This is a genomic window from Azonexus sp. MM2026_4 (assembly GCF_055901855.1).
The window spans coordinates 4,444,809-4,469,216 of record NZ_CM148380.1; the positions used below are offsets into that span (position 1 = coordinate 4,444,809).

At 65.8% G+C, this 24,408-nt stretch carries 21 protein-coding genes; 7 read left to right on the top strand and 14 right to left on the bottom strand.

Going from position 1 to position 24,408, the window contains the following annotated elements:
• Positions 1-5: 5 nt before the first annotated feature.
• From AC0KWY_RS20970 to AC0KWY_RS20985, 4 genes are all read right to left on the bottom strand, one after another.
• Positions 6-824: a response regulator gene (locus AC0KWY_RS20970; protein WP_474027430.1), complete on the bottom strand. Its 819-nt coding sequence runs from the start codon at positions 822-824 to the stop codon at positions 6-8.
• Positions 825-928: 104 nt separating this feature from the next.
• On the bottom strand, positions 929-1,150 hold the full coding sequence (locus tag AC0KWY_RS20975) for a hypothetical protein (protein WP_474027431.1): 222 nt from the start codon (positions 1,148-1,150) through the stop codon (positions 929-931).
• Positions 1,147-2,085 carry a viperin family antiviral radical SAM protein gene (locus AC0KWY_RS20980; protein ID WP_474027433.1) on the bottom strand — a complete coding sequence of 313 codons (939 nt, stop codon included), beginning with the start codon at positions 2,083-2,085 and terminating at the stop codon, positions 1,147-1,149. Before AC0KWY_RS20980 ends, AC0KWY_RS20975 begins: the two co-directional genes overlap by 4 nt.
• Positions 2,082-2,357 carry a WG repeat-containing protein gene (locus tag AC0KWY_RS20985; protein ID WP_474027434.1) on the bottom strand — a complete coding sequence of 92 codons (276 nt, stop codon included), beginning with the start codon at positions 2,355-2,357 and terminating at the stop codon, positions 2,082-2,084. Before AC0KWY_RS20985 ends, AC0KWY_RS20980 begins: the two co-directional genes overlap by 4 nt.
• A gap of 388 nt (positions 2,358-2,745) precedes the next feature.
• On the opposite strand from AC0KWY_RS20985, the gene AC0KWY_RS20990 reads away from it, so the two are divergent.
• Complete coding sequence (locus AC0KWY_RS20990) at positions 2,746-5,469, top strand: NACHT domain-containing protein (RefSeq protein WP_474027435.1); 2,724 nt, start codon at positions 2,746-2,748, stop codon at positions 5,467-5,469.
• Positions 5,470-5,654: 185 nt separating this feature from the next.
• Positions 5,655-7,319: an RNA-binding domain-containing protein gene (locus tag AC0KWY_RS20995; RefSeq protein WP_474027436.1), complete on the top strand. Its 1,665-nt coding sequence runs from the start codon at positions 5,655-5,657 to the stop codon at positions 7,317-7,319.
• Positions 7,320-7,538: 219 nt separating this feature from the next.
• On the opposite strand, the gene AC0KWY_RS21000 is transcribed toward AC0KWY_RS20995, so the two are convergent.
• From AC0KWY_RS21000 to AC0KWY_RS21040, 9 genes are all read right to left on the bottom strand, one after another.
• Positions 7,539-8,807: a sulfate adenylyltransferase subunit 1 gene (locus AC0KWY_RS21000; protein ID WP_474027437.1), complete on the bottom strand. Its 1,269-nt coding sequence runs from the start codon at positions 8,805-8,807 to the stop codon at positions 7,539-7,541.
• Positions 8,807-9,736 carry a sulfate adenylyltransferase subunit CysD gene (gene cysD, locus AC0KWY_RS21005; RefSeq protein WP_474027438.1) on the bottom strand — a complete coding sequence of 310 codons (930 nt, stop codon included), beginning with the start codon at positions 9,734-9,736 and terminating at the stop codon, positions 8,807-8,809. The genes AC0KWY_RS21000 and cysD overlap by 1 nt, the downstream gene beginning before the upstream one ends.
• A gap of 101 nt (positions 9,737-9,837) precedes the next feature.
• Positions 9,838-10,719 (bottom strand): universal stress protein, encoded by an 882-nt coding sequence (locus AC0KWY_RS21010; protein WP_474027439.1) that lies wholly within the window; start codon positions 10,717-10,719, stop codon positions 9,838-9,840.
• Entirely contained in the window at positions 10,716-11,054 is a 339-nt protein-coding gene (gene mnhG, locus AC0KWY_RS21015; protein WP_474027440.1) for a monovalent cation/H(+) antiporter subunit G, read from the bottom strand. Before mnhG ends, AC0KWY_RS21010 begins: the two co-directional genes overlap by 4 nt.
• Positions 11,051-11,332, bottom strand: a complete 282-nt coding sequence (locus AC0KWY_RS21020) for a K+/H+ antiporter subunit F (RefSeq protein ID WP_474027441.1) — start codon at positions 11,330-11,332, stop codon at positions 11,051-11,053. The genes mnhG and AC0KWY_RS21020 overlap by 4 nt, the downstream gene beginning before the upstream one ends.
• Positions 11,329-11,808 (bottom strand): Na+/H+ antiporter subunit E, encoded by a 480-nt coding sequence (locus tag AC0KWY_RS21025; protein WP_474027442.1) that lies wholly within the window; start codon positions 11,806-11,808, stop codon positions 11,329-11,331. The genes AC0KWY_RS21020 and AC0KWY_RS21025 overlap by 4 nt, the downstream gene beginning before the upstream one ends.
• On the bottom strand, positions 11,805-13,418 hold the full coding sequence (locus AC0KWY_RS21030; protein WP_474027443.1) for a monovalent cation/H+ antiporter subunit D: 1,614 nt from the start codon (positions 13,416-13,418) through the stop codon (positions 11,805-11,807). Before AC0KWY_RS21030 ends, AC0KWY_RS21025 begins: the two co-directional genes overlap by 4 nt.
• Positions 13,415-13,762 (bottom strand): Na+/H+ antiporter subunit C, encoded by a 348-nt coding sequence (locus AC0KWY_RS21035; protein ID WP_474027444.1) that lies wholly within the window; start codon positions 13,760-13,762, stop codon positions 13,415-13,417. Before AC0KWY_RS21035 ends, AC0KWY_RS21030 begins: the two co-directional genes overlap by 4 nt.
• 1 nt (position 13,763) lies before the next feature.
• Positions 13,764-16,655, bottom strand: coding sequence for a monovalent cation/H+ antiporter subunit A (locus AC0KWY_RS21040; RefSeq protein WP_474027445.1), 2,892 nt, complete (start codon positions 16,653-16,655; stop codon positions 13,764-13,766).
• Between the two features lie 125 nt (positions 16,656-16,780).
• Here AC0KWY_RS21040 and AC0KWY_RS21045 point away from each other — a divergent pair, with 125 nt between their 5' ends.
• From AC0KWY_RS21045 to trkA, 4 genes are read left to right on the top strand one after another with little or no spacing between them, the layout of a single operon-like run.
• On the top strand, positions 16,781-18,262 hold the full coding sequence (locus AC0KWY_RS21045) for a DUF4118 domain-containing protein (RefSeq protein ID WP_474027446.1): 1,482 nt from the start codon (positions 16,781-16,783) through the stop codon (positions 18,260-18,262).
• Positions 18,259-18,960, top strand: a complete 702-nt coding sequence (locus AC0KWY_RS21050; protein WP_474027447.1) for a response regulator — start codon at positions 18,259-18,261, stop codon at positions 18,958-18,960. Before AC0KWY_RS21045 ends, AC0KWY_RS21050 begins: the two co-directional genes overlap by 4 nt.
• Complete coding sequence (locus AC0KWY_RS21055; RefSeq protein ID WP_474027448.1) at positions 18,957-20,411, top strand: TrkH family potassium uptake protein; 1,455 nt, start codon at positions 18,957-18,959, stop codon at positions 20,409-20,411. Before AC0KWY_RS21050 ends, AC0KWY_RS21055 begins: the two co-directional genes overlap by 4 nt.
• 16 nt (positions 20,412-20,427) lie before the next feature.
• Positions 20,428-21,816: a Trk system potassium transporter TrkA gene (gene trkA, locus AC0KWY_RS21060; protein ID WP_474027449.1), complete on the top strand. Its 1,389-nt coding sequence runs from the start codon at positions 20,428-20,430 to the stop codon at positions 21,814-21,816.
• A 10-nt stretch (positions 21,817-21,826) separates the two neighbouring features.
• Here the strand turns inward: trkA and trmA are convergent, their stop codons facing one another.
• On the bottom strand, positions 21,827-22,915 hold the full coding sequence (gene trmA / locus AC0KWY_RS21065) for a tRNA (uridine(54)-C5)-methyltransferase TrmA (protein ID WP_474027450.1): 1,089 nt from the start codon (positions 22,913-22,915) through the stop codon (positions 21,827-21,829).
• Between the two features lie 213 nt (positions 22,916-23,128).
• Between trmA and AC0KWY_RS21070 the strand changes: the two genes are divergently transcribed.
• The gene (locus AC0KWY_RS21070) at positions 23,129-24,298 is read left to right on the top strand and encodes an MFS transporter (RefSeq protein WP_474027451.1); all 1,170 of its coding nucleotides are present in this window, start codon (positions 23,129-23,131) and stop codon (positions 24,296-24,298) included.
• The last annotated feature ends 110 nt before the right edge of the window (positions 24,299-24,408 follow it).

Genomic DNA, 24,408 nt, shown 5'->3' on the forward strand with positions numbered 1-24,408 from the left:
CGCGATCATGGGGTGAACAACCTCTTCAGGAAATTCTCGACATAGGCCGGGCGGATCGGCTTCACCACGTAGCCGCGCGCGCCGAGCGCGGCCACCTGTTCGACCAGCTTGCGCGAAGTGTCGCCGGTGACCATGACGACGGCCGTTTCCGGACTGGCGGCGCGGATTTTCGGCAAGGCTTCCAGGCCGGAGAGGACCGGCATGTTGACGTCGAGGAAGAGCACCTGCGGCTGGTGTTGCAGGGCGGCGCGGATCGCCTCCTCGCCGTTCGCCGCCTGGGCGACGACGTTGAGGCCGAGTTCGGTGACGACGCCCTTGAGCAGCAGGCGGATCGAGCCGTTGTCGTCGACGATGACGGCGGTCGGCCGGCCACCGTTTTCCCGGCGCGGCGCCGGTGCCGGAGCGCCTGGCGCTGCCGTTGCCGCTGCAGCCGGCGCCGGGTCGCTGCCGGCTTGCGCCGCCTGCCGCGCGGCGGCAATCTGCTGCAGTTCGTCGAGTACCTGTTTCTGCCCGAAGGGCTTGCGCAGGAAGCCGGCGGCGCCGTGATCGGCCGCCCGCTGTTCGATCGCCTCGTCCTCGCAGGCGGTCATGAAGACGACGTCGATCTCCGGATAGTCGGTGTTGATCTCGGCCAGGATGTCGAGGCCGTCGCGGCCCGGCAGCAGGTAGTCGAGGCAGACGACCACCGGCTGCGTGCGGCGGATCGCCTCGATCACCCCGTTGCCGTCCTCGAGTTGCCCGACGACCTGATGCCCCTGGCTGGCGAGCAGGGTGGTCAGCAGGCTGCGCATTGAGGCATTGTCATCGACGATCAGGACGTTCATGGCGATTGTGGCAAGGAATTTCACAGTATGTTAACCGCGAAAGCGGCGGAATGGCAGGGCGAAATGCCCCGTGGCTCTTGTTCTTTCGGCCTTTTCGCTGCTCCTTATGCCGTGCTGGTTGCGTTACTGTTTTTGACGGCTCGCCTGACGTCGCACAAGAAATTGAAGAAAGCCCTCTGGTCACTGGGGGTGCAGGGGACGGACAAGGTGGTTTTGCCGTCAGGCGAGCGCAGGCGGCCGTGTTTGCCGCCCCAGCGGAAGTGCCAGCCTTCCTTGATCTGATTCCTGACGAGACGATCGATTTCCTTGTTGGAGCAGTACTTCATTGGCTCACCTCCTGGCGTTCAAGTGTGTAGCGCGCCAGGAACTTGTCGGCGTGCCATTGCACCTGGCGGAAGGCTGCCTGGGCGCCAACTTCGGTAATGGGATTGCTGTAGCGGTAACCCTGACCGGAAAGCGAGTTCTGGAAGAAGCGGCCGCGCGGGTCGATCATGATGTAGGACTCGACCATGTCGGTGTTGTCCTCGGCGGCCATGATTGCGGCCAGGGAGCGATGGCGGTCGACGAACTCCGCAAACTCGTGATCGGCAATCGCCAGATCGCTCGTCACGGTCGGCAGCATGCGCAAGACCTTCCATTTGTCCGGTGCCATTTGCGTGATCGCCGGGCGCAGGTCTTCAGTGAAGTTCAGGGCATTGACCACGGTATTGATCTTGATGCGGAGTGTCGGGTTGAGGCTGCGTCCATCGGCGATCACTGCCCGCAGCGTATCTAGTGAGAGCAGGCGCGAATGCCGGTCGATGCGCCCGATTTCGCGATTGGTCGGCGCCGAAGCGGAGTCGATGCTGATGCCGAGTACCGAAAGCAAGGGCGCCAGTTCTGCCATCAACGGGCGGGTCAGGCGGCTGCCGTTGGTGATCAGCGAAAGCTCGAAACCGATCTCCCGGGCCTGCCTTGCCAGATGCACGAGTTCGCGTTCGTAGAGCAGCGGCTCGCCGCCGGCCAGGCTGAGCCTGAGCTTTTTCCAGGACATGCCGAGACGGGCTTGCATATCGACGTTGTCCGGCGCGAAATCACGGTAGATTGCTTCGAGCATGGCGCGGCTGGCGTCACGGTTGTGGATCAATTCCCTGTCCCGGGTTGCGGCATGCCATTTCGAGTAGCAATAGCGGCATCCGTAGTTGCAGGCTTCGGTGAGGTGCCAGTTGATGACGAGTTCGTCGGAGGCGCTGGCGGCGCGATTTTGGTCTCGTTGAATCACAGCCATTCTCCCCGTTTGTTGATGAAGCCCCACTTGCCGTTCTGGCGGACGGCGGCACGGCCGCCCTGGAATTCCTTGGCGTCCTCGAAACGCGGCAGGATCACCCAGCGCTGTGCTTCGTTGACATAGCCCCAGCGCCCGTTGCTGGCCTGAACGGCGACGAGTCCCTCGCTATAGGAGCGGACGTTGCGGTACTTCGGCCCGGTGGCATTGCATGCCGCCTGGTTCAGGATGGCGAATGAAAGCAGGGCGGTGAAAATTGCGCGGTACATGAGCATTCCTTTCGTGATCGGATGAAAACGGCACCCGCGGTGGAGCGGGTGCCGGAAACGCGATTACTTCTTGGGCGCGGCTGGGGTGGCGGGCGGGTTGTTGTCGCGGCCGCGGCCAGACTTGTTGCCGTCGTTGGTCTTGGCCGGCCAGTTCGGGTTGCTGTTGCTCATGGTGTTTCTCCTGAAGAGTGCCTCGGTTCGATGTCTTGTCAGGTGGTGAGGCTTGCCGCCTGCAAGGTCGAATGCGTTCTGCATTCGATGAGGCGGAGTTTTTCATGGGAGAAATCTTGCTGCAATTTTGTTGCAATGTTCATGCATCAATGCATTAAAGATGCAATTGCCCGTGGGTTCCGGGTATAGTTTTCCGGTCAGCGATACGGAGTCATTTATGGAACGCCCGATAAATTCGGCCAGGAGATACGAGGAGTTCGGCTCCTACGATGGCTTGGCGAGAAGCATCATCAACAGCTTTCCCAATGTGCAATGGGGGCTGACTGGACGCTCGCTGGGTGCCAAGATTGGCGAGCTCGACAAGGGCAAGCTCACCTGGTGGGCCAATAACCCGGAAAAAGCCAGATGTCTGGCGGAGTTTCTGGAGATATCGCTGGAAGATCTCGGTTTGCATGGGCGAGTGGAGAAAACCGCTTTCTCGTTCGAAGATTTTCCGGAGTTTCCGCCGCTCGATCTGAAGCGCGAAGAGTTGCCAGTGATTGCCAAAGAAGAACTCGACCCGGAACAGGGAGCGCGCGATTCTGTAGGTGGGCAAAGTCTGGAAGAGTGGCTGGGTAAGCCGACAACGCATGACTGGCGTCCGCCGACTGGTATGAACTGGCTGCATGTCGAGGATGAGTTGCAGCGTCAGTTGCTGTTTCGCAAGCTAGCCGTTGCCGGTCGTCACGAAGTTCTTGGTATCGAAACGCTGCGTGAGGCGGAAGTACGCTTACGCAGCCTGAAACCGCTGATTGTCTTTGTCGACCACGATGGCGGAAGGGAGGACTTGGCGGCTTTGGCGGGGCGGCCGCCAGACGCCGGAATTCTGGTTATTGCCCCATTCATGCTGGCCAAGCGGGAAGCGAGCAGTTCGGCCGAGTTTCTGAGTTGGGAAAGCAGAACAGCTCATGGGCCGTCGGGAAGGGTGTTCGATCTGACAGGGCGGGAGGGAATCAAGCGCTGGACGTTTGTTGCGCTGCCGGACTGGCGCGAGCGGGTTCTGCTGTGGGTCGAAGAGCGCTTGAATCGTCAGCAGGTCGATACCTATTTCACTACACAGGCCGTGCGTGACTGGCTGAAAGATTTCGATCCCTTGTCCGTCTGGTTTCGCACCGTCTCTGATGTTCTCCAACTCTGTCGCCTAGTGCATTTCGATTCGGAGAAACGCTTGCCGAATCCAGGCGCGCCGGATGCCGGCAATCTTCTGGTGCAGTTGTTTTTCGCGAGCAAACCCGGACTTCAGTATCAGATAGGTCAGTTGGCGGATGCGCGTTGGCTCAGTGTGGATCAACCCTGGCAGGGCGAACTGCCATTGGCGTCCTGGTGTGGCTTGTCAACAAGCGGATTGGCTTCGATTTCCGAGGCTGACTTGGGCGAAATCGTCTCCGGGAAGACGCTGGCGGAGCGCGAGAAAGCCGCCGAGCGCGTGGCGAGCAGGCTCGAAGCCGGAAATCCGGACGCCTTGTTGCGTAGCGGATTGCTGCGCGAAGGCCGGCGAGGCTCATTTGATTTCCGTCATCGTAGTTTTGCCGAATTGCTGGTGCGGGACCGCCTGCAGCGAGATATCGCGATGGCGCCGCTTGCGACATTGGCAATGCATTGTTTTGATCCCGGGCGGCGAGTGTTGATCGACGCGGCGATGAGCGTATTGCCCATGCCAGGATTGGTCGAGGTGGCCAGGTGCCTGGCTGAGGTGTCGGCTGATTCCGTTGAGTCGCTTGCCGTGTCTGAGACATTGTTTATTGCGATTGGCAAGCGAATTGTCCGGGGGGAAGAAATACCCTCATTGCTTCACTTGGTCGTAAATCGCGTGGCTTCGCGGCCTGGATTTCTTGAGGAAGGCATTTTCTCGGAGCCGTGGTCCAGATCGGTGACGTCAACCGATGAGCGCTTGGCCTGGTTGGGCGCATGTTGGTCGTGGAGTTTGTTGCCTGAGGCGAGGCTGTCGGTTGAGGATTCCTGGTTGTTTCCCGGATGGGCGGAGGAACTGCCGGAGCTGCCTGACTGGTTTGCCGATATCCAGCCGGACGCGAGGGCAGAGCATCTCTCAAGCTCTCTGGTCGAGTTGTTGCCGGTGTTGCGCCAGTGGAGCAAGGAACGGGATGCGCCTGTCGAGAATGCGTCTGTGTTCTTCGTCATCCCTTTTCTTGAAAAGGCTGCCCAAGGTGCGTTAGCTGCACAAGCCTCCTGGTGGAATGGCGTTGCTGGCAAACGCTGGGCGGAAAGGGTGTTACTTGATTCGCTAAAGGGAATTGGCGGGGCGGCAGCGGCTCACCTGTGGCCTTCGTATCTGGCCGCAGAACGGGCGCTTGAGCAGGTACGCAATGCCGACGACAAATACAACTTTCCGCATCTGGAGCACCGCCTTTCGCCGATCCGCTTCTGGCTGCTCGAGCAGCTGGAGCCAGCAGATATTTTGAAAGGTCTGGATCAGGATGCACTGCGTTACCTTGGGCGATATCCGGAATCCTTGCCGCCCGGCGTCAGACCGCTCTTGCTGAAATCCCTGCTTGCTTGCTATTCCGAGCAATTGGATCCCTATGCCTTGCCAGTTCTTGAGCGCTTCGGCTTTCACGCTGCGCCTGCCTTGAAGGCTTGTCTTGAGCACAAACGTTTCAGGGATGCGGCAGCAGATTGTTTGTGGCGCTGGGATCCCGCTCTCGCCGTGAGTATTCTGGGGTACGGTGAAAATGCATCCCTTGAAGCCAGGAAGGCTTTGCTCTGGTGTTTTCCGGCTCAATACTTACCGCAGGTTCTCGACGCGGTCGAGAAAACGCCGGGGCTACTGGACCGGGTGGATGCGGAATGGTGGGTCAGGCGCTATTTGCCCATTTCGGGGCAGCTTGCGCAGCGGGTGTATGGCTTGCTATGCAGGTCCCGGAATGATGAACCGAGATCGTGATCGAACATGCAAGTTCTGGATGTTTCGGCTCGGATCGATACTGTGATAAAAGACAATCGAATAAATTGCTCAGCCAAAGTCCCCATGGGGTTCATCGTTAACGTTGGCTGCCTGATTGAAGCGTACCTGAAAAGACGCTTGATCACCGGGATGGAGTGAATCAGGATGCGTGAAGGAAGTCAGCGATGAAAGCCATTGCTTTGGGGACGGTGCTGGAAGGACTGATCGCGACCTGGGAAAATGAAGTCGTCGAGTTCAAGCGTGCGGCCAAGGATTACGATACCGACCGGATCGGCGAGTATTTCTCGGCCTTGGCCAACGAGGCGAATCTGCGCGGGCTGGAGCGGGCCTGGCTGGTGTTCGGGGTCGATAACCAGACGCGGGCGGTGGTCGGTTCGGCCTACCGGCCGGAGCCGGAGCGGCTGCAAGGTCTGAAGATGCAGGTGGCGCAGAGTGCCGAGCCGAGCGTGACCTTTCGCGATATCCATGTGTTGCAGCATGCCGGCGGCCGGGTGGTGTTGTTCGAGATTCCCGCCGCACCCTGTGGCATGCCGATTGCCTGGAAAGGGCATTACTACGCGCGGGCCGGGGAAAGCCTGATTCCGCTCGGGCTGGACAAGCTCGACGAGATTCGCCAGCAGACCCTGGCGGAAGACTGGTCGGCACAGGTGGTGGCGGGGGCGAGCGTCGAGCATCTGGATAGCGAAGCGCTGGCGATTGCACGCTCCTCCTTTGCCCGCAAATACGCCAATCGTTTTGCTGCCGACGAGGTGATAGCCTGGCCGCTGACAAGCTTTCTCGATCGTGCCCGCCTGACGCAGGATGGCAGGGTCACCCGGGCGGCCTTGCTGTTGCTGGGCAAGCGCGAGTCGGCGTATCTGCTGCTGCCGCATCCAGCCCAACTGACCTGGAAGCTGGAAGGCGTTGAGCGCGACTACGAGCATTTTGGTCCGCCTTTCCTGTTGAATACCACGGCGCTGTACCAGAAGGTGCGCAATACCAAGGTGCGCATTCTGCCCGACGATGCCTTGCTCGCCGTCGAGGTGGCCAAGTATGACCAGAAGGTGGTGCTGGAAGCCTTGCATAACTGCATCGCGCATCAGGATTACCGGCGTAATGGGCGGATCGTCGTTGTCGAACAGCCGGACCGGCTGATTTTCGAGAACGAGGGCAGCTTTTTCGAGGGGCAGCCGGCCGATTACATCAGCGGCAACAAGACGCCGCACCGTTATCGCAATCCGTATCTGGCGCAGGCGATGGCGGAGCTGAACATGATCGACACCATGGGTTACGGCATCCACGAAATGCACCTGGGCCAGGCGCGGCGCTATTTTCCGATGCCGGATTACGACCTGAGCGATGCCGGCGTGGTGAAGATGACGGTGCATGGCCGGGTCGTCGATCCGGCTTACAGTCGGGTGCTGATGCAGAAAACCGATCTGCCGCTGGCCGACATTCTGGCGCTGGACCGGGTGCAGAAACGCCTGCCACTGGATCAGCCGATGGTCGATCATCTACGCCGGGCCGGCTTGGTCGAGGGGCGCAAGCCGAATCTGCATGTTTCGGCGCTGGTGGCTGGAGTCACTGCTGAAAAGGCGACTTACATCAGGACGAGAGCGCAGGATGATGTTTTCTACGCCAAGTTGCTGACGGATTATCTTGAGAGATTCGGCAAAGCGACGAGAGAAGAAGTCAATGATCTCTTGCTGAGCAAGTTGAGCGAGGGCTTGGATGAGGCTCAAAAGCTCAACAAGATCGGCAATTTGCTGACTAACCTGCGTCGAGCGGGAAAAATCGTCAATACAGGTTCGCGTAAGGCACCGGAATGGCGCTTGGTAAAGGGCTGGTGAATGTGCAGAATAAAAAGACGGTTTTTGCAGAATAAATGCAGAATAAAATTTTTAAGTTTTTGTTATTAAACAGATTTTCTGTGTTCTTTTGTGTCAGTGGCGCTAATGAATGCAGAGAAGCCGAATAGACTCGGCTGCGTAATGTGCTTTTTTGAGAATAAAGTCAAACGCCTCCGTGAAGGAGGCGTTTGACTTTTCGGACTGGCTTTGGAAGCTTCCTTACAGGATCATCCCCGCCCCGACCGTATTGTTGTTGCTCTCGTCGATGACGATGAAGGCGCCGGTGCCTCGATTCTCGGTGTAGGGATCGACGAACAGCGGTTGCGCCAGCTTGAAAGTCACTTCGGCGATGTCGTTCATCGCCAGCTTGTCGGCGGGCAGGTTTTCCAGGGTGTTCACGTCGAGGCGGTGGTCGATGCCGGTCAGCTTGGCCTTGGAGTCGCGCGTCGTGTGGCGGATCAGGTAGGTGCGGGCGCGATCGAGCGGCGCCTCCGCCAGCCAGCAGACGGTGGCGGCGATTTCCTTGACGGCGGCCGGGGCTTCGGCAGTTTTGACGATCATGTCGCCGCGCGAGCAGTCGATTTCGTCGGCTAGCAGGATGGTCACGGATTGCTCGGTGACGCCTTCGCCGATGTCCACGCCGCTGATCTGCACGGCCTTGACGGTGGATTCGAGGCCGTTGGGCAGCACGGTGACGGCGTCGCCGACCTTGATGCTGCCGGATTCGACGCGACCCATGAAGCCGCGGTAGTCGTGCAGCTCGGGGTTGGCGGAGTCCTGCGGGCGGCAGACGTACTGGACCGGGAAGCGGAAGGGCTCGTCGTGCTCGGTGTGCGCTGCCGGTACGGCTTCGAGGATTTCCATCAGGGTCGGGCCGTCGTACCAGCCGAGCTGCTCGCCGCGCTCGACGATCATGTCGCCGTTCAGCGCCGAGAGCGGGATGAAGCGCACGTCGGCGATGCCAACCTTGGCGGCGAACGCCAGGTAATCGGCCTTGATCTTCTCGTAGGTTTCCTGCGAATAATCGACTAGGTCCATCTTGTTGATGGCGACGACCAGGTGCGGGATGCCGACCAGCGACGCCAGCTTGGAATGGCGGCGGGTCTGCGTCAGCACGCCCTTGCGCGCATCGATGAGGATGATGGCGAGGTTGGCGGTCGACGCGGCGGTGACCATGTTGCGGGTGTACTGCTCGTGGCCCGGTGCGTCGGCGATGATGTACTTGCGCGTCCCGGTGCTGAAATAGCGGTAGGCGACGTCGATGGTGATGCCTTGCTCGCGCTCGGCCTGCAGGCCGTCGGTGAGCAGCGACAGGTTGACCGCGCCGAGGCCGCGCTTCTGCGAGGTCTTCTCGATAGCGTTCAGGGTGTCGGCGAGGATGGTCTTGGTGTCGAACAGCAGGCGCCCGATCAGGGTGCTCTTGCCGTCGTTGACGCTGCCGCAGGTCAAAAAGCGCAGCAGGCCGTGGTCTTCAACTTGGGCGGTCATCAGAAGTAACCCTCTTTCTTGCGTTGTTCCATGGAGGCTTCGCTGGTCTGGTCGTCCAGACGCGTGGCGCCGCGCTCGGTGATGGTGGTGGTGGCGGTTTCGACGACGATCTTCTCGACGGTGTCGGCGTCCGACTCGACCGGCGCCGTGCAGGAGATGTCGCCGACGGTGCGGAAGCGCACCAGCTTGTCGATGATCTGCTCGCCGGCCTTCGGCAGGTTGGTCAGCTCGCCGGAAACCAGCGGCACATTGACCGGTACGATGGCGCCCTGGCGGATGACCACCGGGCGGGTGTGGGCGAAATAAATGCTCGGCAGTTCCAGCTTTTCGCGCTCGATGTATTGCCAGACGTCCATTTCCGTCCAGTTCGAGATCGGGAAGGCGCGGATGTTCTCGCCCTTGTGGCTGCGGGCGTTGTAGAGGCTCCACAGTTCCGGGCGCTGGTTCTTCGGGTCCCACTGGCCGAACTCGTCGCGGAAGGAAAAGATGCGTTCCTTGGCGCGGGCCTTTTCCTCGTCGCGGCGGGCGCCGCCGATGCAGGCGTCGAAGCCGAATTCCTCGATGGCTTCGAGCAGCGTCACCGACTGGTGCTTGTTGCGCGATTCGCCTTCGTGCTTCAGGACGACCGTGCCGCGCTTCATCGAGTCTTCGACGGAGCGGACGATCAGGCGCTCGCCCAGTTCGGCGGCGCGCTTGTCGCGGAAGGCGACCACTTCCTGGTAGTTGTGGCCGGTGTCGATGTGCATCAGCGGGAAGGGGAACTTGCCGGGGCGGAAGGCCTTCTCGGCGATGCGCAGCATGCAGATCGAGTCCTTGCCGCCGGAGAAGAGCAGCACCGGGTTGGAACACTGGCCGGCCACTTCGCGCATGATGTGGATGGCTTCGGCTTCGAGCCAGTCGAGATGGGAGAGTGTCTTGCGTTGGGTCATTGCTGGGTAATCCGCAGGGATTGTCGAATGGAGCGCATTGTAGCAAGCGCCTAATATTCAATTAAGAACATGAGCGCATCTTGTTATACGTTTTTTGAATATCAATCGCCGACCGCCACCAGCACGTCGCCCTGGGCTTCGGTCAGGACATGCGTCGTCGTGCTGCCGAGCAGCAGTTCCTCGACGAAGTGCAGGCCGCGCTTGCCGACGACGATCAGGTCGCAGTCCTGCTCCTGTTCCTGTTCGATGATCACGCGCGGGGCGTCGCCGTGCAGCGCCAGCAGACGGGTTTCGGCCTCGGGCAGCGCCTCGGCGCGGGCCAGTTCGCGCAGCTTCTGCATGCCGGCGAGCTGGGCCTGGATGCGGTATTGCTGGATGATTCCGGGATCGACGCTGGCGTAGTGCATCTTGCCTTCGAACGGGATCTCGACCGCGTGCAGCAGCGTCAGCGCCGCCCCCGGCGCGAGCTGGCGCGCCAGCCGCAGCGCCGCCAGTGCCGCTGGCGAGAAGTCGATGGCGACCAGCACCCGGCGGTAGCTTTCGTGCGGCGGCTGCTTGACTACCAGCACCGGATGGCGCGTCTTGCGCAGCAGGCGCGAGGCCGTCGAGCCGAGCGTCAGCTGGCGCAGGAAACCTTCGCCGCGGGCGCCGAGGATCAGCAGGCCGGCGGCGGTCTCGTCGGCATGGCGGGCGATGGCGTCGATCGGCCGCCCGGCGAGGACGGCGCAATCGGCACGGACGCCGTGGGCGCGTTGCGGATCGGCGTTGAGCGCGGCGAGGCGGGCGGCGACGTCGGCGGTCAGCGACTGGTCGAGCGCCGGCGCATCGACGCCGAGCAGCGCCTGCAGGCCGTCGAACATGCCGGGGGCGACGGCGTGCGCCAGCGTCAGCGGGCAGCCGAGTTCGCCGGCCAGGCGATAGGCGCGGTCCACCGCGTGGCGCGATGGGGCCGACAGGTCGGTGGCGGCGAGCAGGCGTTTCATGGCGTTTCTCCTTGGCGGTCGCGGCCGCTTTCGCTGCGGAAAATGGCGGCACGCATCAGCAGCATCGTCGTCACCGGTGAGGTGAGCAGCAGGAAGACGGTGATCAGCAACTCGTGGATCACCGGTCGGCCGGCCACCGCCGACGAGGTCAGCATCGACGCCAGCAGCACGCAGCCGGCGCCCAGTGTGTTGCCCAGGGTCGGCGCATGGATGCGGGCGTAGAAATGCTTGAGGCGCAACAAACCAAGCGCGCCGACCAGCGCCAGCAGGCCGCCGGCGACCAGCAGCGCGGCGGCCGGCAGGGCGATCCAGGGCGAAAGCTCGGCGCCGTTCATGGCTCGATCACCTCGCCGCGCAACAGGAACTTGGCCATCGCCGTCGAGCCGACGAAGCCGAACAGCGCGACCAGCAGCGCGATGTCGAAGTAGATCGCCGAGCCGAGCCCGATGCCGAGTACCAGGATGGTCAGCATGCCGTTGATGTACAGCGTGTCGAGGGCGAGGATGCGGTCCTGCGCCGACGGTCCGCGCAGCAGGCGGAGCAGCGCGCAGAGCATCGCGGCGGCAAGGCAGGCGAGGGCGAAATGGACCGCCCAGTCGAGCACGGCGTTCATTCGAAGATCTCCATCAGGGGGCGTTCGTAGCGTTGCTTGATGGTCTGCCGCCAGGCCGCTTCGTCCTGCAGGTCGAGCACGTGCAGGGTCAGCACGTTGCTGGCCGGGTCGTGGCCGGCCCAGACCGTGCCCGGCGTTGCCGTGACGATCACCGCCAGCATCGCCAAGCCATGCGGGTCGCGCAGCTCAAGCGGAACTTGCAGAAAGCCAATTTTTGGTTGCTGGCGCAGCCGGCCGAGGATGATCCGCCCGACCGTCAGGTTGGAGCGGACGACGTCGCCCAGCACCTGCCCGGCCAGGCGCAGCGCCACTCCCAGCCGGCGCGGACGGGCGATCTGCGGGCGCAGCGCGCGCGCCAGCGCGGCGACGCCGACGGCGAAGGCGGTACCGAGCAGCCAGTGGTGTACGGCCAGCGACTCGTTGAGCAGCAGCCACATCGCCAGCAGCAGGATTTCGAGCAGCGGGCGGCGGCTCATGGCGCGGCCTCCGGCAGCGGCACCACCGGGTGGATGTAGGCGCTGATGTCGTAGAGCGATTGCGAGGCGGCGGCGCAATAGGCCATCGCCGCTTCCGGCAGCAGCGCCAGCCACAGGCAGACGAGGAGCAGGGCGCCGACCGGGCCGGCTTCCAGCCACTGCAGGTGCGGCGCCGGCCGCTGCATGTCCCAGAACACCCGGATGCCCAGGCGCGTCAGCGCGATCAGGCCGGCCAGCCCGGACAGCAGCAGGCCGACGATGAACAGCCCGACGTGCAGCAGCGGCGCATGCGGCAGCGAGGCGAGCGAGGCGCCAAGCAGGGCGAACTTGCCGACGAAGCCGGAGAACGGCGGCAGGCCGGTGAGCAGCAGCACGCAGGAAACGAAGGACAGGCCGAGGAAGGCCATCGCCGCGGGAATCGCGACGCCGACCATTTCGTCGGGGTGCTCGGAATCGTGGCGCTGTTCCATGCCGAAGGCCTCGAAACTGATTGCCAGCAGGTCGGCGCCCTGCTGGCGGTTGCGTTCGGCCATCTCGACCAGCATGAAGAAGGCGCCGCTGCCGAGTACCGAGCTGATCAGGTAGTAGATCGCCGGGCCGGTGAGCAAGGTGCCGGTGAAGCCGAAGGCGGTGAGCAGCGTGCCCGAGGAAACGATGACGAGGAAGGCGGCCAGGCGGTCGAGCTTCTGCGCGGCGAGCACGCCGAGGGTGCCGATCGCCATCGTCACCAGCCCGCAGTAGAACAGCCAGGTGCCGCCGAAAGGCGCCGGGGCGACACCGCTTTCCTGGAGCAGGACGCCGATGCGCAGCAGCGCATAGACGCCGACCTTGGTCAGGATCGCGAAGATCGCGCCGACCGGCGGCACGGCGTTGCCGTAGGCGGCAGGCAGCCAGAAGTTGAGCGGCCAGGCGCCGGCCTTGACCAGGAAGACGACGCCGAGGATCGCCGCGGCGACGTCGAACAACTGGCGGTCGCCGATGTTCAGCGCGGCGACGCGCTGCGGCAGCTCGGCCAGGTTGAGGGTGCCGGTGACGCCGTAGATCAGCGCCGCGGCGATCAGGAAAAACAGCGAGGCGAGCAGGTTGACCGCGACATAGTGCAGCCCGGCGCGCACCCGCGGCGCGCCCGAACCGTGCAGCGCCAGCCCGTAGGAGGCGGCGAGCATGACCTCGAAGAAGACGAAGAGGTTGAACAGGTCGCCGGTCAGGAAGGTGCCGTTGAGCCCCATCAGCAGGAACTGGAAGAGCGGCAGGTAATGGACGCCGGCCTTCTCCCAGCGGGCGATCGAATAGACCAGCGCGGCCAGGCCGAGGGTTGCCGTGAGCAGCAGCATCGCCGCCGCCAGCCGGTCGACGACGAGGACGATGCCGAAGGGCGCCGCCCAGCCGCCCAGCGCATAGACGCCGACCGGGCTCGGCCAGCTACTGGCCAGCCGGCCGTCGGCCTGGGCGAGCAGGGCCAGCGCCACCGCCAGTTGGAGCAACACGGCGAGCAGCGACAGCGCGATGCGCGGCGCGTGCCGGCTGTCGCTCGACAGCAGCAGCAGGGTGCCGGTCAGCATCGGCAGCAGGATCGGCAGGATGGGCAGGTGTTGCAGCCAGTCGCTCATTCGTCCTCCGGTTCCCGGCCGTTGACGTGGTCGGTGCCGTTGAGGCCGCGCGAGGCGAGCAGCACGACCAGGAACAACGCCGTCGTCGCGAAGCCGATGACGATCGCCGTCAGCACCAGCGCCTGCGGCAGCGGATCGGCATAGAGCGCCGGGTCGCTGCCGAGGCGCGGGTCGATCACCGGCGGCGCGCCGTGGCGCAGGCGGCCCATGGCGAAGATGAAGAGGTTGACGGCGTAGGCCAGCAGCGACAGGCCGATGATCACCTGGAAGGTGCGCGGGCGCAGGATCAGGTAGATGCCGGCGCCGGCCATGATGCCGACGGCGAGGGCGAAGATCGCTTCCATCTCAGTGGCCTCCTTCGCCAGCTGTCTTGCGTGGGTGGCTGCGCAGCGATTGGTGGGCGATGGCGACCAGCATCAGCACGGTGGCGCCGACCACCAGCAGGTAGACGCCGAGGTCGAAGAGCAGCACCGTCGACAAATGGATCTCGCCGAGCAGCGGCAGGCTGGCGTGCCAGGCCTGGCTGGCGAGGAAGGGTTCGCCGGCCAGGCCAGCGACGATGCCGGCCGCGGCGGCGCAGAGCAGGCCGACGGCGATCCAGTAGAGCGGGTGGATGCGCAGCCGCGATTCGACCCATTGCGTACCGCCGACGATGTACTGGAGGATGATCGCGGTGGCGAAGACGAGGCCGCCGACGAAGCCGCCGCCGGGCGCGTTGTGGCCGCGCAGCAGGAAGAACAGCGAGATCAGCATGGCCATCGGCAGGAGCAGGCGGACCAGCACCGCCGGCAGCATCAGGTAGCCGGCCGGCAGCGCCGCCCCGGGGTCGGGGCGGGCCTCGGCGCCGTTTTTCCCGGCGGCCTGCTCGAGCTGCTGGGCGGGCAGGGCGACGCTCTCCGGCGCCGGCCGGAAGCGGCGCAGCAGCGCAAAGACGGTGAGCGCGACGATGGCGACCACGGTGATTTCGCCGAAGGTGTCGAAGCCGCGGAAATCGACCAGGATGACGTTGACCACGTTGAGCCCGCCGCCCTGCGGCAGCGACTGCTCGACGAAGAAGGGGGCGATGCCGTCCACCGGCGGCCGCGTCAGGATCGCGTAGGTCAGCGCGGCGATGCCGGCGCCGCCGGCGCTGGCGATGATCAGGTCGCGCAGGCGACGCAGGCGGCTGCGCACCGATGCCGGCTGGCCGGCGCGGAAGCGCTGGTCGCGGCGCGGCAGCCAGCGCAAGCCGAGGAGGATCAGCACGGCGGTGACGACCTCGACGGCGAGCTGGGTCAGCGCCAGGTCGGGCGCCGAGAACCAGACGAAGGTCAGGCTCGTCGCCAGGCCGGCGCCGCCAGCCAGGATCAGCGCCGCCAGCCGGTGCAGCTTGGCCTGCCAGGCGGCGGCGACGGCGCAGCAGGTGCCGACCGTCCACAGCAGTGCGAAGGCCGGGTCGATCGCCGCCGGCAGGCGCTCACCTAGGCGCAACGGGCCATCGACGAAGGGCAGCAGGGCGCCGATAAGCGCGACCAGGAAGATCATCAACATCTGCACCTGCAGGCGGGGCGAGGTCAGGAAGCCGAGGGCGCCGGCGGAAAGATCGGTGGTTGCCGAAAGCAGCGCGCTGAAGGCACGCTTGCCGTCGATCCGTTCGAGCAGCGGAATCCGTTCGCGGCGCCGCTCGCGCAGCGGCAGGTAGATCAGGAGTCCGCCGCACAGCGCGACCAGGCTCATCAGCAGCGGCAGGTTGAGGCCGTGCCAGACGGCCAGACTGTAGGACGGCGCGTTGGCGCCGAGCAGCGCGGCGGTGGCGGTGCGTAGGTAGGGACCGACGGTCTGCTCGGGCAGCATGCCGACGAGCAGGCAGGCGGCGACCAGCAGCGCGCTCGGCAGCAGCATCCAGCGCGTCGGTTCGTGCGGCTGGTGCGGCAGGTCGCTGGCCGGGGCGCCGAAGAAAACGCGATGGACGAAGCGCAGCGAGTAGGCGACGCCGAGCATGCCGGCCAGCGTCGCCGCCACCGGCAGCAGCAGGCGCTGCCAGTCGGGGCGTGCCAGGAAGACGGTCTCGGCGAAGAACATCTCCTTCGACAGGAAGCCGTTGAGCAGCGGCACGCCGGCCATCGCCGCGGCGGCCACCATGGCCAGCGTGGCGGTGATCGGCATCGCCCGGTAGAGGCCGGAGAGGCGGTTGATGTCGCGGGTGCCGGTCTCGTGGTTGACGATGCCGGCGGCCATGAACAGCGAGGCCTTGAAGGTCGCGTGGTTGACCATGTGGAAGACCGCGGCGACCAGCGCCAGCTCGCTGTTCATGCCGAGCAGCAGAGTGATCAGGCCGAGGTGGCTGATCGTCGAGTAGGCGAGCACGCCCTTCAGGTCGCTCTGGAACAGCGCCAGGTAGCCGCCGACCAGCAGGGTGATCAAACCGGCGCCGCCGATCAGCCAGAACCACAGCTCGCTGCCGGCGAGCACCGGCCACAGCCGGGCGAGCAGGAAGACGCCGGCTTTGACCATGGTCGCCGAGTGCAGATAGGCCGACACCGGCGTCGGTGCCGCCATCGCGTGCGGCAGCCAGAAATGGAAGGGGAACTGGGCGCTTTTCGACAGCGCGCCGATGGCGATCAGGCCGACGATCGTCGGGTACCAGGCGTGCGCCTTGATCGTTTCGGCGGCGGCGAGCACCGCGTCGAGATCGTAGCTGCCGACGATGTGGCCGATCAGCAGGACGCCGCCGAGCATCGCCAGGCCGCCGGCGCCGGTCACCGTCAGCGCCATCCGGGCGCCGCTGCGGGCGTCGCTGCGGTGGTGCCAGTAGGCGATCAGCATGAACGAGGCGAGGCTGGTCAGCTCCCAGAACATCGCCATCTGCAGCAGGTTGCCGGAGAGCACGACGCCCATCATGGTGCCCATGAAGGCGAGGAAGAAGGAGAAGAAGCGCGGCACCGGGTCGGCCGGCGACATGTAGTAGCGGGCGTAGATGACGACCAGCGTGCCGATCAGCGCGATGAGCATGGCGAACAGCCAGGCGAAACCGTCCATGCGCAACTGGAAATCGATGCCGAGCGTCGCCGACCACGGAATCGTCAGGCGCAGGACGCCATCGGCGACCAGTTGAGGGTACTGGGCGGCGGTCAGGAGGGTGACCGTCAGCGCGACGATTCCGGCCAGCCAGGCCTCGGCGTTGCGGGCGTTGGTGGGGAGAAATGCTGCGCACAGACTGCCGATGAAGGGAAGCAAAACGATCAGGAGCAGGGCCATGACCCCGAGTCTAACCGACGGTCTCGGGAAATATTCAGGATAACTGGGGAATTGTTTACGACTTTTTTACACGCAAATCGCCAGAATGCGGCTCTTGTCAGAAATTCCCGCCGCAAGAATCGTCGATGCCGATCCGCAGCAGCTTTACCGAACGCCTGTCGCCGCGCCAGAAAATGGCGCTGAGCGCGCTCGCCTGTACGGTCGTCGCGCTGGCCGCGGCGCCCTGGCGCGGCTGGCTCGACCCGGCCAACGTCGTCATGCTGTTTCTGCTCACCGTGCTCGTCGTCGCCGTCGCCCTCGGGCGCAATCCGGCGGTGCTGGCGGCGGTGCTCGGCGTCCTGCTGTTCGACCTCTTCTTCGTGCCGCCGCATTTCTCGCTGGCGGTCAGCGATCTGCAATACCTGATCACCTTCGCCGTCATGCTGGCCACCGCGCTGATCACCGGCCACCTGGCGGCGACGCTGCAGGAGCAGGCCGCCGATGCCGGCCGCCGCGAACGGCGGACGCGGGCGCTCTACGAGATCGCCCGGCAACTGGCCGGGGCGCTCAATGAGCAGCAGGTGCGCGAAATCCTCGAACGTTTCGTCGCCGCCGAGTTCGCCGGCCGTTGCCGGCTGCTGCTCGGCGACACGGCGGCGGCGATCGTCGCCGATGCCGACTGGCTCTCCACCGCCCGGGCCGCCGCCGTGCATGGCGGCGGTGCCCGGCAGATCGACGGCGCCGTCATCTACCTGCCGCTGAAGGCGCCGATGCGGGTGCGCGGGGTACTCGCCGTGCACCCCGGCAATCCGCCGGACGAGGCCGAACTGGCGGCGCTCGACGGCCTCGCTTCGCTGGTCGCGATCGCCGTCGAACGCCTGCATTACGTCGAGGTCGCCCAGCGCAGCGAACTGGAGACGGCGACCGAACGCCTGCGCAGCTCGATCCTGTCGGCGCTGTCGCACGACTTGCGGACGCCGCTGACGGTGCTGGTCGGCCTGGCCGACGCCATCATCCTGGCGGCGCCCGGCCTGCCCGGGCCGGCGCTGGACAGCGCGCGCACGCTGCGCGACCAGGCCGGGCGCCTGGCCGGCCTGGTCGCCAACCTGCTCGAAATGGCCCGGCTCAACGCCGGCTCGGTGACCTTGCGCCAGGAATGGCAGCCGCTCGAGGAAGTCGTCGGCAGCAGCCTGAAGCTGCTCGGCGACGCGCTCGGTCGCCACCGGCTGCGCGTCGACCTGCCGCGCGAGCTGCCGCTGCTGCGCTTCGACGCCGTGCTGATCGAGCGGGTGCTGTGCAACCTGCTGGAAAACGCCGCCAAGTATTCGCCGGCCGACGGCGATATCCGGATCGCCGCGGCGCTCGCCGGCGATTGCGTCGAGCTGTCGGTGAGCGACCAGGGGCCGGGTTTCCCAGAGCCGGTCAGCGGCCGGGTCTGCGAGATGTTCGTGCGCGGCGAGGGCGAATCGACGACGCCGGGGGCCGGGCTCGGCCTGGCGATCTGCCGCGCCATCGTCGATGCCCACGGTGGCCGGCTGCGCATCGAGAATCCGGCGCAGGGCGGGGCCCGCGTCGTCGTCTCGCTGCCGCGCGGCGAACCGCCGGTGATCGAAGCGGAGGTCCTGTGAGCGACAAGCCGAGCGTGCTGATTGTCGAGGACGAGGCGCAGATCCGCCAGTTCCTGCGCCTGGCGCTGGCCGCCGAGGGCTGCACGGTGCTCGAGGCCGGCCGCCTGGACGAAGGACTGGCGCTTGCCGGTGCCGGCGGCATCGCCCTCGTGTTGCTCGACCTCGGCCTGCCCGACGGCGACGGCATCGACTTCATCCGCGCCTATCGCGGCTGGTCGGACGGGCCGGTGCTGATCCTCTCGGCGCGCACCGAGGAGCGGCACAAGATCGACGCCCTCGACGCCGGTGCCGACGATTACCTGACCAAGCCCTTCGGCGTCGGCGAGCTGCGCGCCCGGGTGCGCGCGCTGCTGCGCCGGCGCGCCCGCAGCGGCAGCGAGGCGTCGCCGGTGGTCGCCTTCGGCGAGGTCGTTGTCGATCTCGCCCGGCGCCTGGTCACCCGGTGCGGCGAGCCGGTCCGCCTGACGCCGATCGAGTTCCGCCTGCTGGCGATGATGCTCGCCCACCCCGGCCAGGTGCTGACCCAGCGCAAGCTGCTGGCCGAGATCTGGGGGCCGACTTATGTCGAGAGCAGTCATTACCTGCGCGTTTATGTCGGCCACCTGCGTCAGAAGCTCGAGGACGACCCCACCCAGCCCCGCCATTTCCTGACCGAAACCGGCGTCGGTTACCGCTTCCAGCCCGGTTCCGTTTCATGACCCGTTACGCTCCTGTCCTGCGCGCGCTGGGCATGGTCATCATGCTTTTTGCGTTGACCATGCTGCTGCCGCTGATTTACTCCTATGTCGTCGAAGACGGCGCCCAGACCGTCTACGACGAGGTGTTCGCCCTGACCCTGCTGTGCGGCACCTTCCTCTGGTACCGCTACCGCAACGTCAAGCGCGAAATGAACGTGCGCGACGGCTTCCTGATGGTCGTCCTGGTGTGGACCGTGCTGCCGGCCTTCGCCGCGTTGCCGTTGATGCTGCAACTGGGGATCAGCCACACCGACGCCTATTTCGAGGCGATGTCCGGCCTGACCACGACTGGTGCCACCGTGCTCTCCGGTCTCGACCAGTTGCCGCAGTCGATCAACCTGTGGCGCCACCAGCTGGTCTGGGTCGGCGGCATGGGCTTGATCGTGCTGGCGATCGCCATCCTGCCCTTGCTCGGTATCGGTGGCCGGCAGATGTTCAAGGCCGAGACGCCGGGGCCGATGAAGGACGCCAAGATGACGCCGCGCATCGCCAGCACCGCCAAGGGGCTGTGGGTCGTCTATGTCGGGGTCACCATCCTGTGCGTGCTCGGCTACAAGGTGGCCGGCATGGACTGGTTCGACGCCGTCTGTCACGCCTTCTCGACGATGGGGCTGGGCGGTTTTTCGACGCACGACGCGAGTTACGGCTATTTCAACTCGCCGGCGATCGAGGCGGTGGCGATTGTCTTCATGCTGATCGCCGGCATGAATTTCGGCACGCTGTTCGTCGCCGTCACCCGGGGCTCGCTCAAGCCTTACGTGAACGATCCCGAAGCGGGCTGGTTCCTCGGGGTTTGCCTGGTCTCGGTACTCGGTATTGCTGTCTTCCTGCGTGCCAACGAGGTATATCCGGACTTTGCCGAGGCGCTGCGGCACTCGGCGTTCAACGTCATCTCGATCGCCACCACCACCGGCTATGCCAGTGTCGACTTTGCCCAGTGGCCGATGTTTGCGCCGCTGTGGATGCTGTTCCTGTGCAGTTTTGCGACCAGCGCCGGATCGACCGGCGGCGGCATCAAGATGGCGCGCGCCTTGCTGCTCTACAAGCAGGTTTACCGCGAAATCGTCCGCGCCCTGCATCCCAACGCCATCTACAGCGTGCGCATCGGCGGCCAGGTGGCGCCGCAGGGCATCCTGTTCGCGGTGCTCGCCTTCGGTTTCATGTACATGGTCAGCATCGTCTCGCTGACCCTGGTCCTGGTGTTCACCGGGCTGGACGTGATCACCGCCTTCACGGCAGTGGTCGCTTCGGTCAACAATACCGGGCCGGGCCTTGGCGAGGTCGGTCCGTCAACGACTTTCGCCGTGCTCGAGGATTTTCAGACCTGGGTCTGCATTTTCGCGATGCTGCTCGGCCGCCTGGAAATCTTCACCCTGCTGGTGGTCCTCACCCCGGCTTTCTGGCGACGTTGAACCAAGGCAAAACCGCATGAACATCCTCATCCTCGGTGCCGGCCAGGTCGGTGCCAGTCTCGCCGAAGCGCTGGTCTCGGAAGCCAACGACATCACCCTGGTCGATCTCGACGCGGCGGCCCTCGGCCAGCTCGCCGACCGCCTCGACGTGCGCACGGTCACCGGCAACGCCGCCTTTCCCTCGGTGCTCGCCGAAGCCGGCGTCGAAACCGCCGACCTGATCGTCGCCGTCACCCAGTCCGACCAGTCCAACCTGGTCGCCTGCAAGCTGGCGCACAGCCGCTTCGGCGTGCCGACCCGGATCGCCCGCCTGCGTTCGCCGGATTTCCTCGACCCGGTGCTGCTGTCGACCGACAACTTCGCGGTCGATTTCGCGCTCTGTCCGGAGCAGGAAATCAGCGACTACATCGGCAAGCTGGTCGAATACCCGGAAGCCCTGCAGGTGGTCGAGTTCGCCGAAGGCCGCCTGACCATGGTCGGCCTGCGCGCCTACGAGGGCGGCCTGCTGGTCGGCAAACCGATCCGCGCCATGCGCGGCCACCTGCCGTCCGGCGTCGACGCCCGGATCGCGGCGATCTTCCGCGACACGCGGGCGCTCAACATCGACGGCGACACCGTCGTCCAGGCCGGCGACGAGGTCTTTCTGCTCGCCGCCACCGGCCACATCCGGACCGTGCTCAAGGAATTGCGGCGCATGCAGAAACCGGTGCGCAAGGTGATGATCGCCGGTGCCGGCAACGTCGGCGCCCGCGTCGCCGGGCGCCTGGAAGGGCGCTGCGAGGTCAAGCTGATCGAAAGCCGGCCGGCGCGCGCCGCGCTGGTTGCCGGCTGGCTCAACCGGACCCTGGTGCTGACCGGCGAGGCGACCGACGAGACGCTGCTGGCGCGCGAGGAGATTGGCAGCATGGACATGTTCCTGGCGCTGACCAACGACGACGAGAACAACATCATGGCCGCCTCGCTGGCCAAGCGGCTGGGCTGCCGCCGGGTGCTCGCCCTGATCAACCGCGAGGCCTACGCCGACATGGTGCAGGGCGGACCGATCGACATCGGCCTGTCGCCGGCCCAGGTATCGATCGGTGGCCTGCTGACGCACGTCCGCCAGGCCGACGTGGCGCGCGTGCACAGCCTGCGCCGCGGCGCCGCCGAAGCGCTCGAACTGGTGGTGCGCGGCGAGCGCGGCAGCTCGCGGGTGATCGGCCGGCGCATCGAGGAACTGCCGGAAATCCACGGCGCCAGCATTGCCGCCGTGGTGCGCGGCGAGCGGGTGATCATTCCGCACCACGACACGCTGATCGAAGCCGGCGACCACGTCGTCGTCTTCTGCACCCGCAAGCGCTACATCGCCGCCGTCGAGAAGCTGTTCCTGCCGACGGCCTCGCTGCTCCCCGGCTGGTTCCGCTGAAGGCGGCCGCTCAGCGGCGCTGCAGCAGTACCCCGCACTCCAGGTGGTGGGTGTAGGGGAACTGGTCGAAGACCGCCGCCGCGGCGATGCGGTGCGTCGCCTGCAAGGCGGCGACGTTGTCGCGCAGGGTCTGCGGATTGCACGAGATGTAGAGGATGTTGGCGAAGCCGGCGGCGATTTCCAGCGTCGCCGGGTCGAGGCCGCTGCGCGGCGGATCGACGAACAACGTGCTGAAATCGTGGCTGGCGAGGTCGATCTCGCGCAGGCGCTGGAAGCTTTCGCGGCCGGCCAGCGCGGCGCTCAGCTCCTCGCTCGCCATGCGGACGACCGCCGTGTTGGCGATGGCGTTGCTTTCCAGGTTGTGCAGCGCGGCCTTGACCGAGGTCTTGCTCACTTCGGTGGCGAGCACGCGGCGGAACAGCGGCGCCAGGGCGACCGTGAAATTGCCGTTGCCGCAGTACAGCTCGAGCAGGTCGCCGCCCAGGCCGGCGGACTGGGCGCGCGCCCAACTCAGCATCTGCCGGTTCACGCCGCCGTTCGGTTGGCTGAAGCTGCCTTCGTACTGCCGGTAGTGCAACTGGCGGCCGTCGAGTTCGAAGCTTTCGTCGACCCAGTCGCGTTCGAGCACCAGCTTCTGCCCCTTGCTGCGGCCGATGATGGCGACGCCGAGTTCGCCGGCCAGGCGGCGGGCGGCGGCTTCCCAGTCGGCATCGAGCGGGCGGTGGTAGATCAGGGTCAGCAGCAGGTCGCCGCTCAGCGTGGCGAGGAATTCGACCGAATAGAGGCGGCGGTGCAGCGCTGCGTCGGCCAGGGTTTTTTCGCGCAGGCGCGGCATCAGCGCGCAAATCGCCGCGTCGGCGGCGGGAAAGTCGGTCATCAGCACCGGTTGGCGCGGACTATCCGGGTCGAACATGGCGTAGTCCCAGCCCCCCTCGTGCTGCCAGACGCGGAACTCGGCGCGCAGCCGGTAATGCAGCGGTTGCGATGCGAACACCTCGGGCGCCGGCAATTCGAAGGCCGCAAAATCGGCCGCGAAGGCGGCGAGCTTGGTGGCCAGTTGCTGGGCATAGCGGGCGGGGTCGAGGTCGGGCAGGGGCATCGGGCGGCGCTCGGGCGAGCGTGACGGAAAACGGCGGACTATACCGCGCCGCGACCGCGGCCGGCAAAGGCTTTGATGCCGGGAGCGTCAACGGCTGGACGCCGCCGGACGCCGTTCGCGAGGCCTGGAGGGCTGGCGCCGGCCCGCTCGCGGCGCGCCGCAGCGACGGCCGGTCAGCGAATCTCGATTATGCTTGCGGCCATGATTTCCTCAATGTTTCATCGCTGGCCGGTGGCGGTCATCGCGCTCGCCCAGTTGTTCGGCACCTCGCTGTGGTTTTCCGCCAACAGCGCGGCCGACGATCTGGCGCGCGACTGGGGCGTCGGCGCCGGCGGCATCGGTGCTTTGACCGCCGCCGTCCAGCTCGGCTTCATCGCCGGCACGCTGGTCTTCGCCCTCAGCGGACTGGCCGACCGCTACCCCGCCAGCCGCATCTTCGCCGTCAGCGCCGTCCTCGGCGCCTTCGGCAACGCGCTGTTCGCGGCCGGCGCCAGCGGCCTCGGCAGCGGCTTGCCGCTGCGCTTCCTGGTCGGCGTCTGCCTGGCCGGCATCTATCCGCTGGGCATGAAGCTGGTGGTGAGTTGGGTGCCCGAGCGCTCGGGCAGCGCGCTGGCCTGGCTGGTCGGCATGCTGACTCTGGGCAGCGCATTGCCGCACGGCATCCGTTCCCTGGGCAGCGAACTCGCCTGGCCGTGGCCGGTCGCCGCGTCGTCGTTGCTGGCCTTGCTCGCCGCGGCGCTCATCGTGCGCCTCGGCGACGGGCCCCATCTGCCGGCCGCCCGGCGCGGCGCCCGGCTGCACTGGGGGCGGGTTGTCGAAGCCTTCGCGATTGCCGAGTTCCGGGCTTCCGCTTTCGGCTATTTCGGTCACCAGTGGGAGCTTTACGCGTTCTGGACGCTGGTGCCGATGCTGCTGGTCGCCAGCGGCGTCGCGCCGGCCGGCAGTGCCGCCTTGTCCGGGCTGGCCTTCGCCGTGGTCGCGGTCGGCGGGCTGGCCTGCGTGCTGGGGGGTTACTGGAGCCGGCGCATCGGCAGCGCCCGCGTCGCCGCCGCCGCGCTGGCCGGGTCGGCCGCCTGTTGCGCGGTGTTCCCGTTGCTCGCCGGCGGGCCGTCCTGGCTGCTCCTGCTTCTGCTTCTTGCCTGGGGTTTCTGCGTGGTGGCCGATTCGCCGCATTTCTCGGCGCTTTCGGCGGGCGCCTGCCCGCCGCCGATGGTCGGCAGCGCGCTTGCCTTCCAGACGGCGATCGGTTTCGCGGTGACCCTGCCGGCCATCCATCTCGGCACGGCGCTGGTCGATACGCTGGGTACCGGCGTCGCCTGGCTGCTCTTGCCCGGACCGCTGCTCGGCTTGCTGGGCCTGGCGCCGCTGTGGCGGCGGCACTGAGGTCGGCGCGGGCGATTCTATGACGAAAGGCGGCGTTGTCGCCGTCTTGGCGCTAGAATGCCGCTTCGCACTTCGCGCCCGGCCCGGTGGCCGTTTCCGTCGCGGAAGTG

Coding starts and splice junctions, on each gene's coding strand:
- AC0KWY_RS21040 (WP_474027445.1), bottom strand. CDS start 16,655: ATGGCCCTGCTCCTGATCGTTTTGCTTCCCTTCATCGGCAGTCTGTGC.
- AC0KWY_RS20985 (WP_474027434.1), bottom strand. CDS start 2,357: ATGTACCGCGCAATTTTCACCGCCCTGCTTTCATTCGCCATCCTGAAC.
- mnhG (WP_474027440.1), bottom strand. CDS start 11,054: ATGAACGGCGCCGAGCTTTCGCCCTGGATCGCCCTGCCGGCCGCCGCG.
- AC0KWY_RS20970 (WP_474027430.1), bottom strand. CDS start 824: ATGAACGTCCTGATCGTCGATGACAATGCCTCAATGCGCAGCCTGCTG.
- AC0KWY_RS21000 (WP_474027437.1), bottom strand. CDS start 8,807: ATGACCGCCCAAGTTGAAGACCACGGCCTGCTGCGCTTTTTGACCTGC.
- AC0KWY_RS20990 (WP_474027435.1), top strand. CDS start 2,746: ATGGAACGCCCGATAAATTCGGCCAGGAGATACGAGGAGTTCGGCTCC.
- AC0KWY_RS21070 (WP_474027451.1), top strand. CDS start 23,129: ATGTTTCATCGCTGGCCGGTGGCGGTCATCGCGCTCGCCCAGTTGTTC.
- AC0KWY_RS21045 (WP_474027446.1), top strand. CDS start 16,781: ATGCCGATCCGCAGCAGCTTTACCGAACGCCTGTCGCCGCGCCAGAAA.
- AC0KWY_RS21025 (WP_474027442.1), bottom strand. CDS start 11,808: ATGAGCCGCCGCCCGCTGCTCGAAATCCTGCTGCTGGCGATGTGGCTG.
- cysD (WP_474027438.1), bottom strand. CDS start 9,736: ATGACCCAACGCAAGACACTCTCCCATCTCGACTGGCTCGAAGCCGAA.
- AC0KWY_RS20975 (WP_474027431.1), bottom strand. CDS start 1,150: ATGAAGTACTGCTCCAACAAGGAAATCGATCGTCTCGTCAGGAATCAG.
- AC0KWY_RS20995 (WP_474027436.1), top strand. CDS start 5,655: ATGAAAGCCATTGCTTTGGGGACGGTGCTGGAAGGACTGATCGCGACC.
- trmA (WP_474027450.1), bottom strand. CDS start 22,915: ATGCCCCTGCCCGACCTCGACCCCGCCCGCTATGCCCAGCAACTGGCC.
- AC0KWY_RS21055 (WP_474027448.1), top strand. CDS start 18,957: ATGACCCGTTACGCTCCTGTCCTGCGCGCGCTGGGCATGGTCATCATG.
- AC0KWY_RS21020 (WP_474027441.1), bottom strand. CDS start 11,332: ATGAACGCCGTGCTCGACTGGGCGGTCCATTTCGCCCTCGCCTGCCTT.
- AC0KWY_RS21030 (WP_474027443.1), bottom strand. CDS start 13,418: ATGAGCGACTGGCTGCAACACCTGCCCATCCTGCCGATCCTGCTGCCG.
- trkA (WP_474027449.1), top strand. CDS start 20,428: ATGAACATCCTCATCCTCGGTGCCGGCCAGGTCGGTGCCAGTCTCGCC.
- AC0KWY_RS21010 (WP_474027439.1), bottom strand. CDS start 10,719: ATGAAACGCCTGCTCGCCGCCACCGACCTGTCGGCCCCATCGCGCCAC.
- AC0KWY_RS21035 (WP_474027444.1), bottom strand. CDS start 13,762: ATGGAAGCGATCTTCGCCCTCGCCGTCGGCATCATGGCCGGCGCCGGC.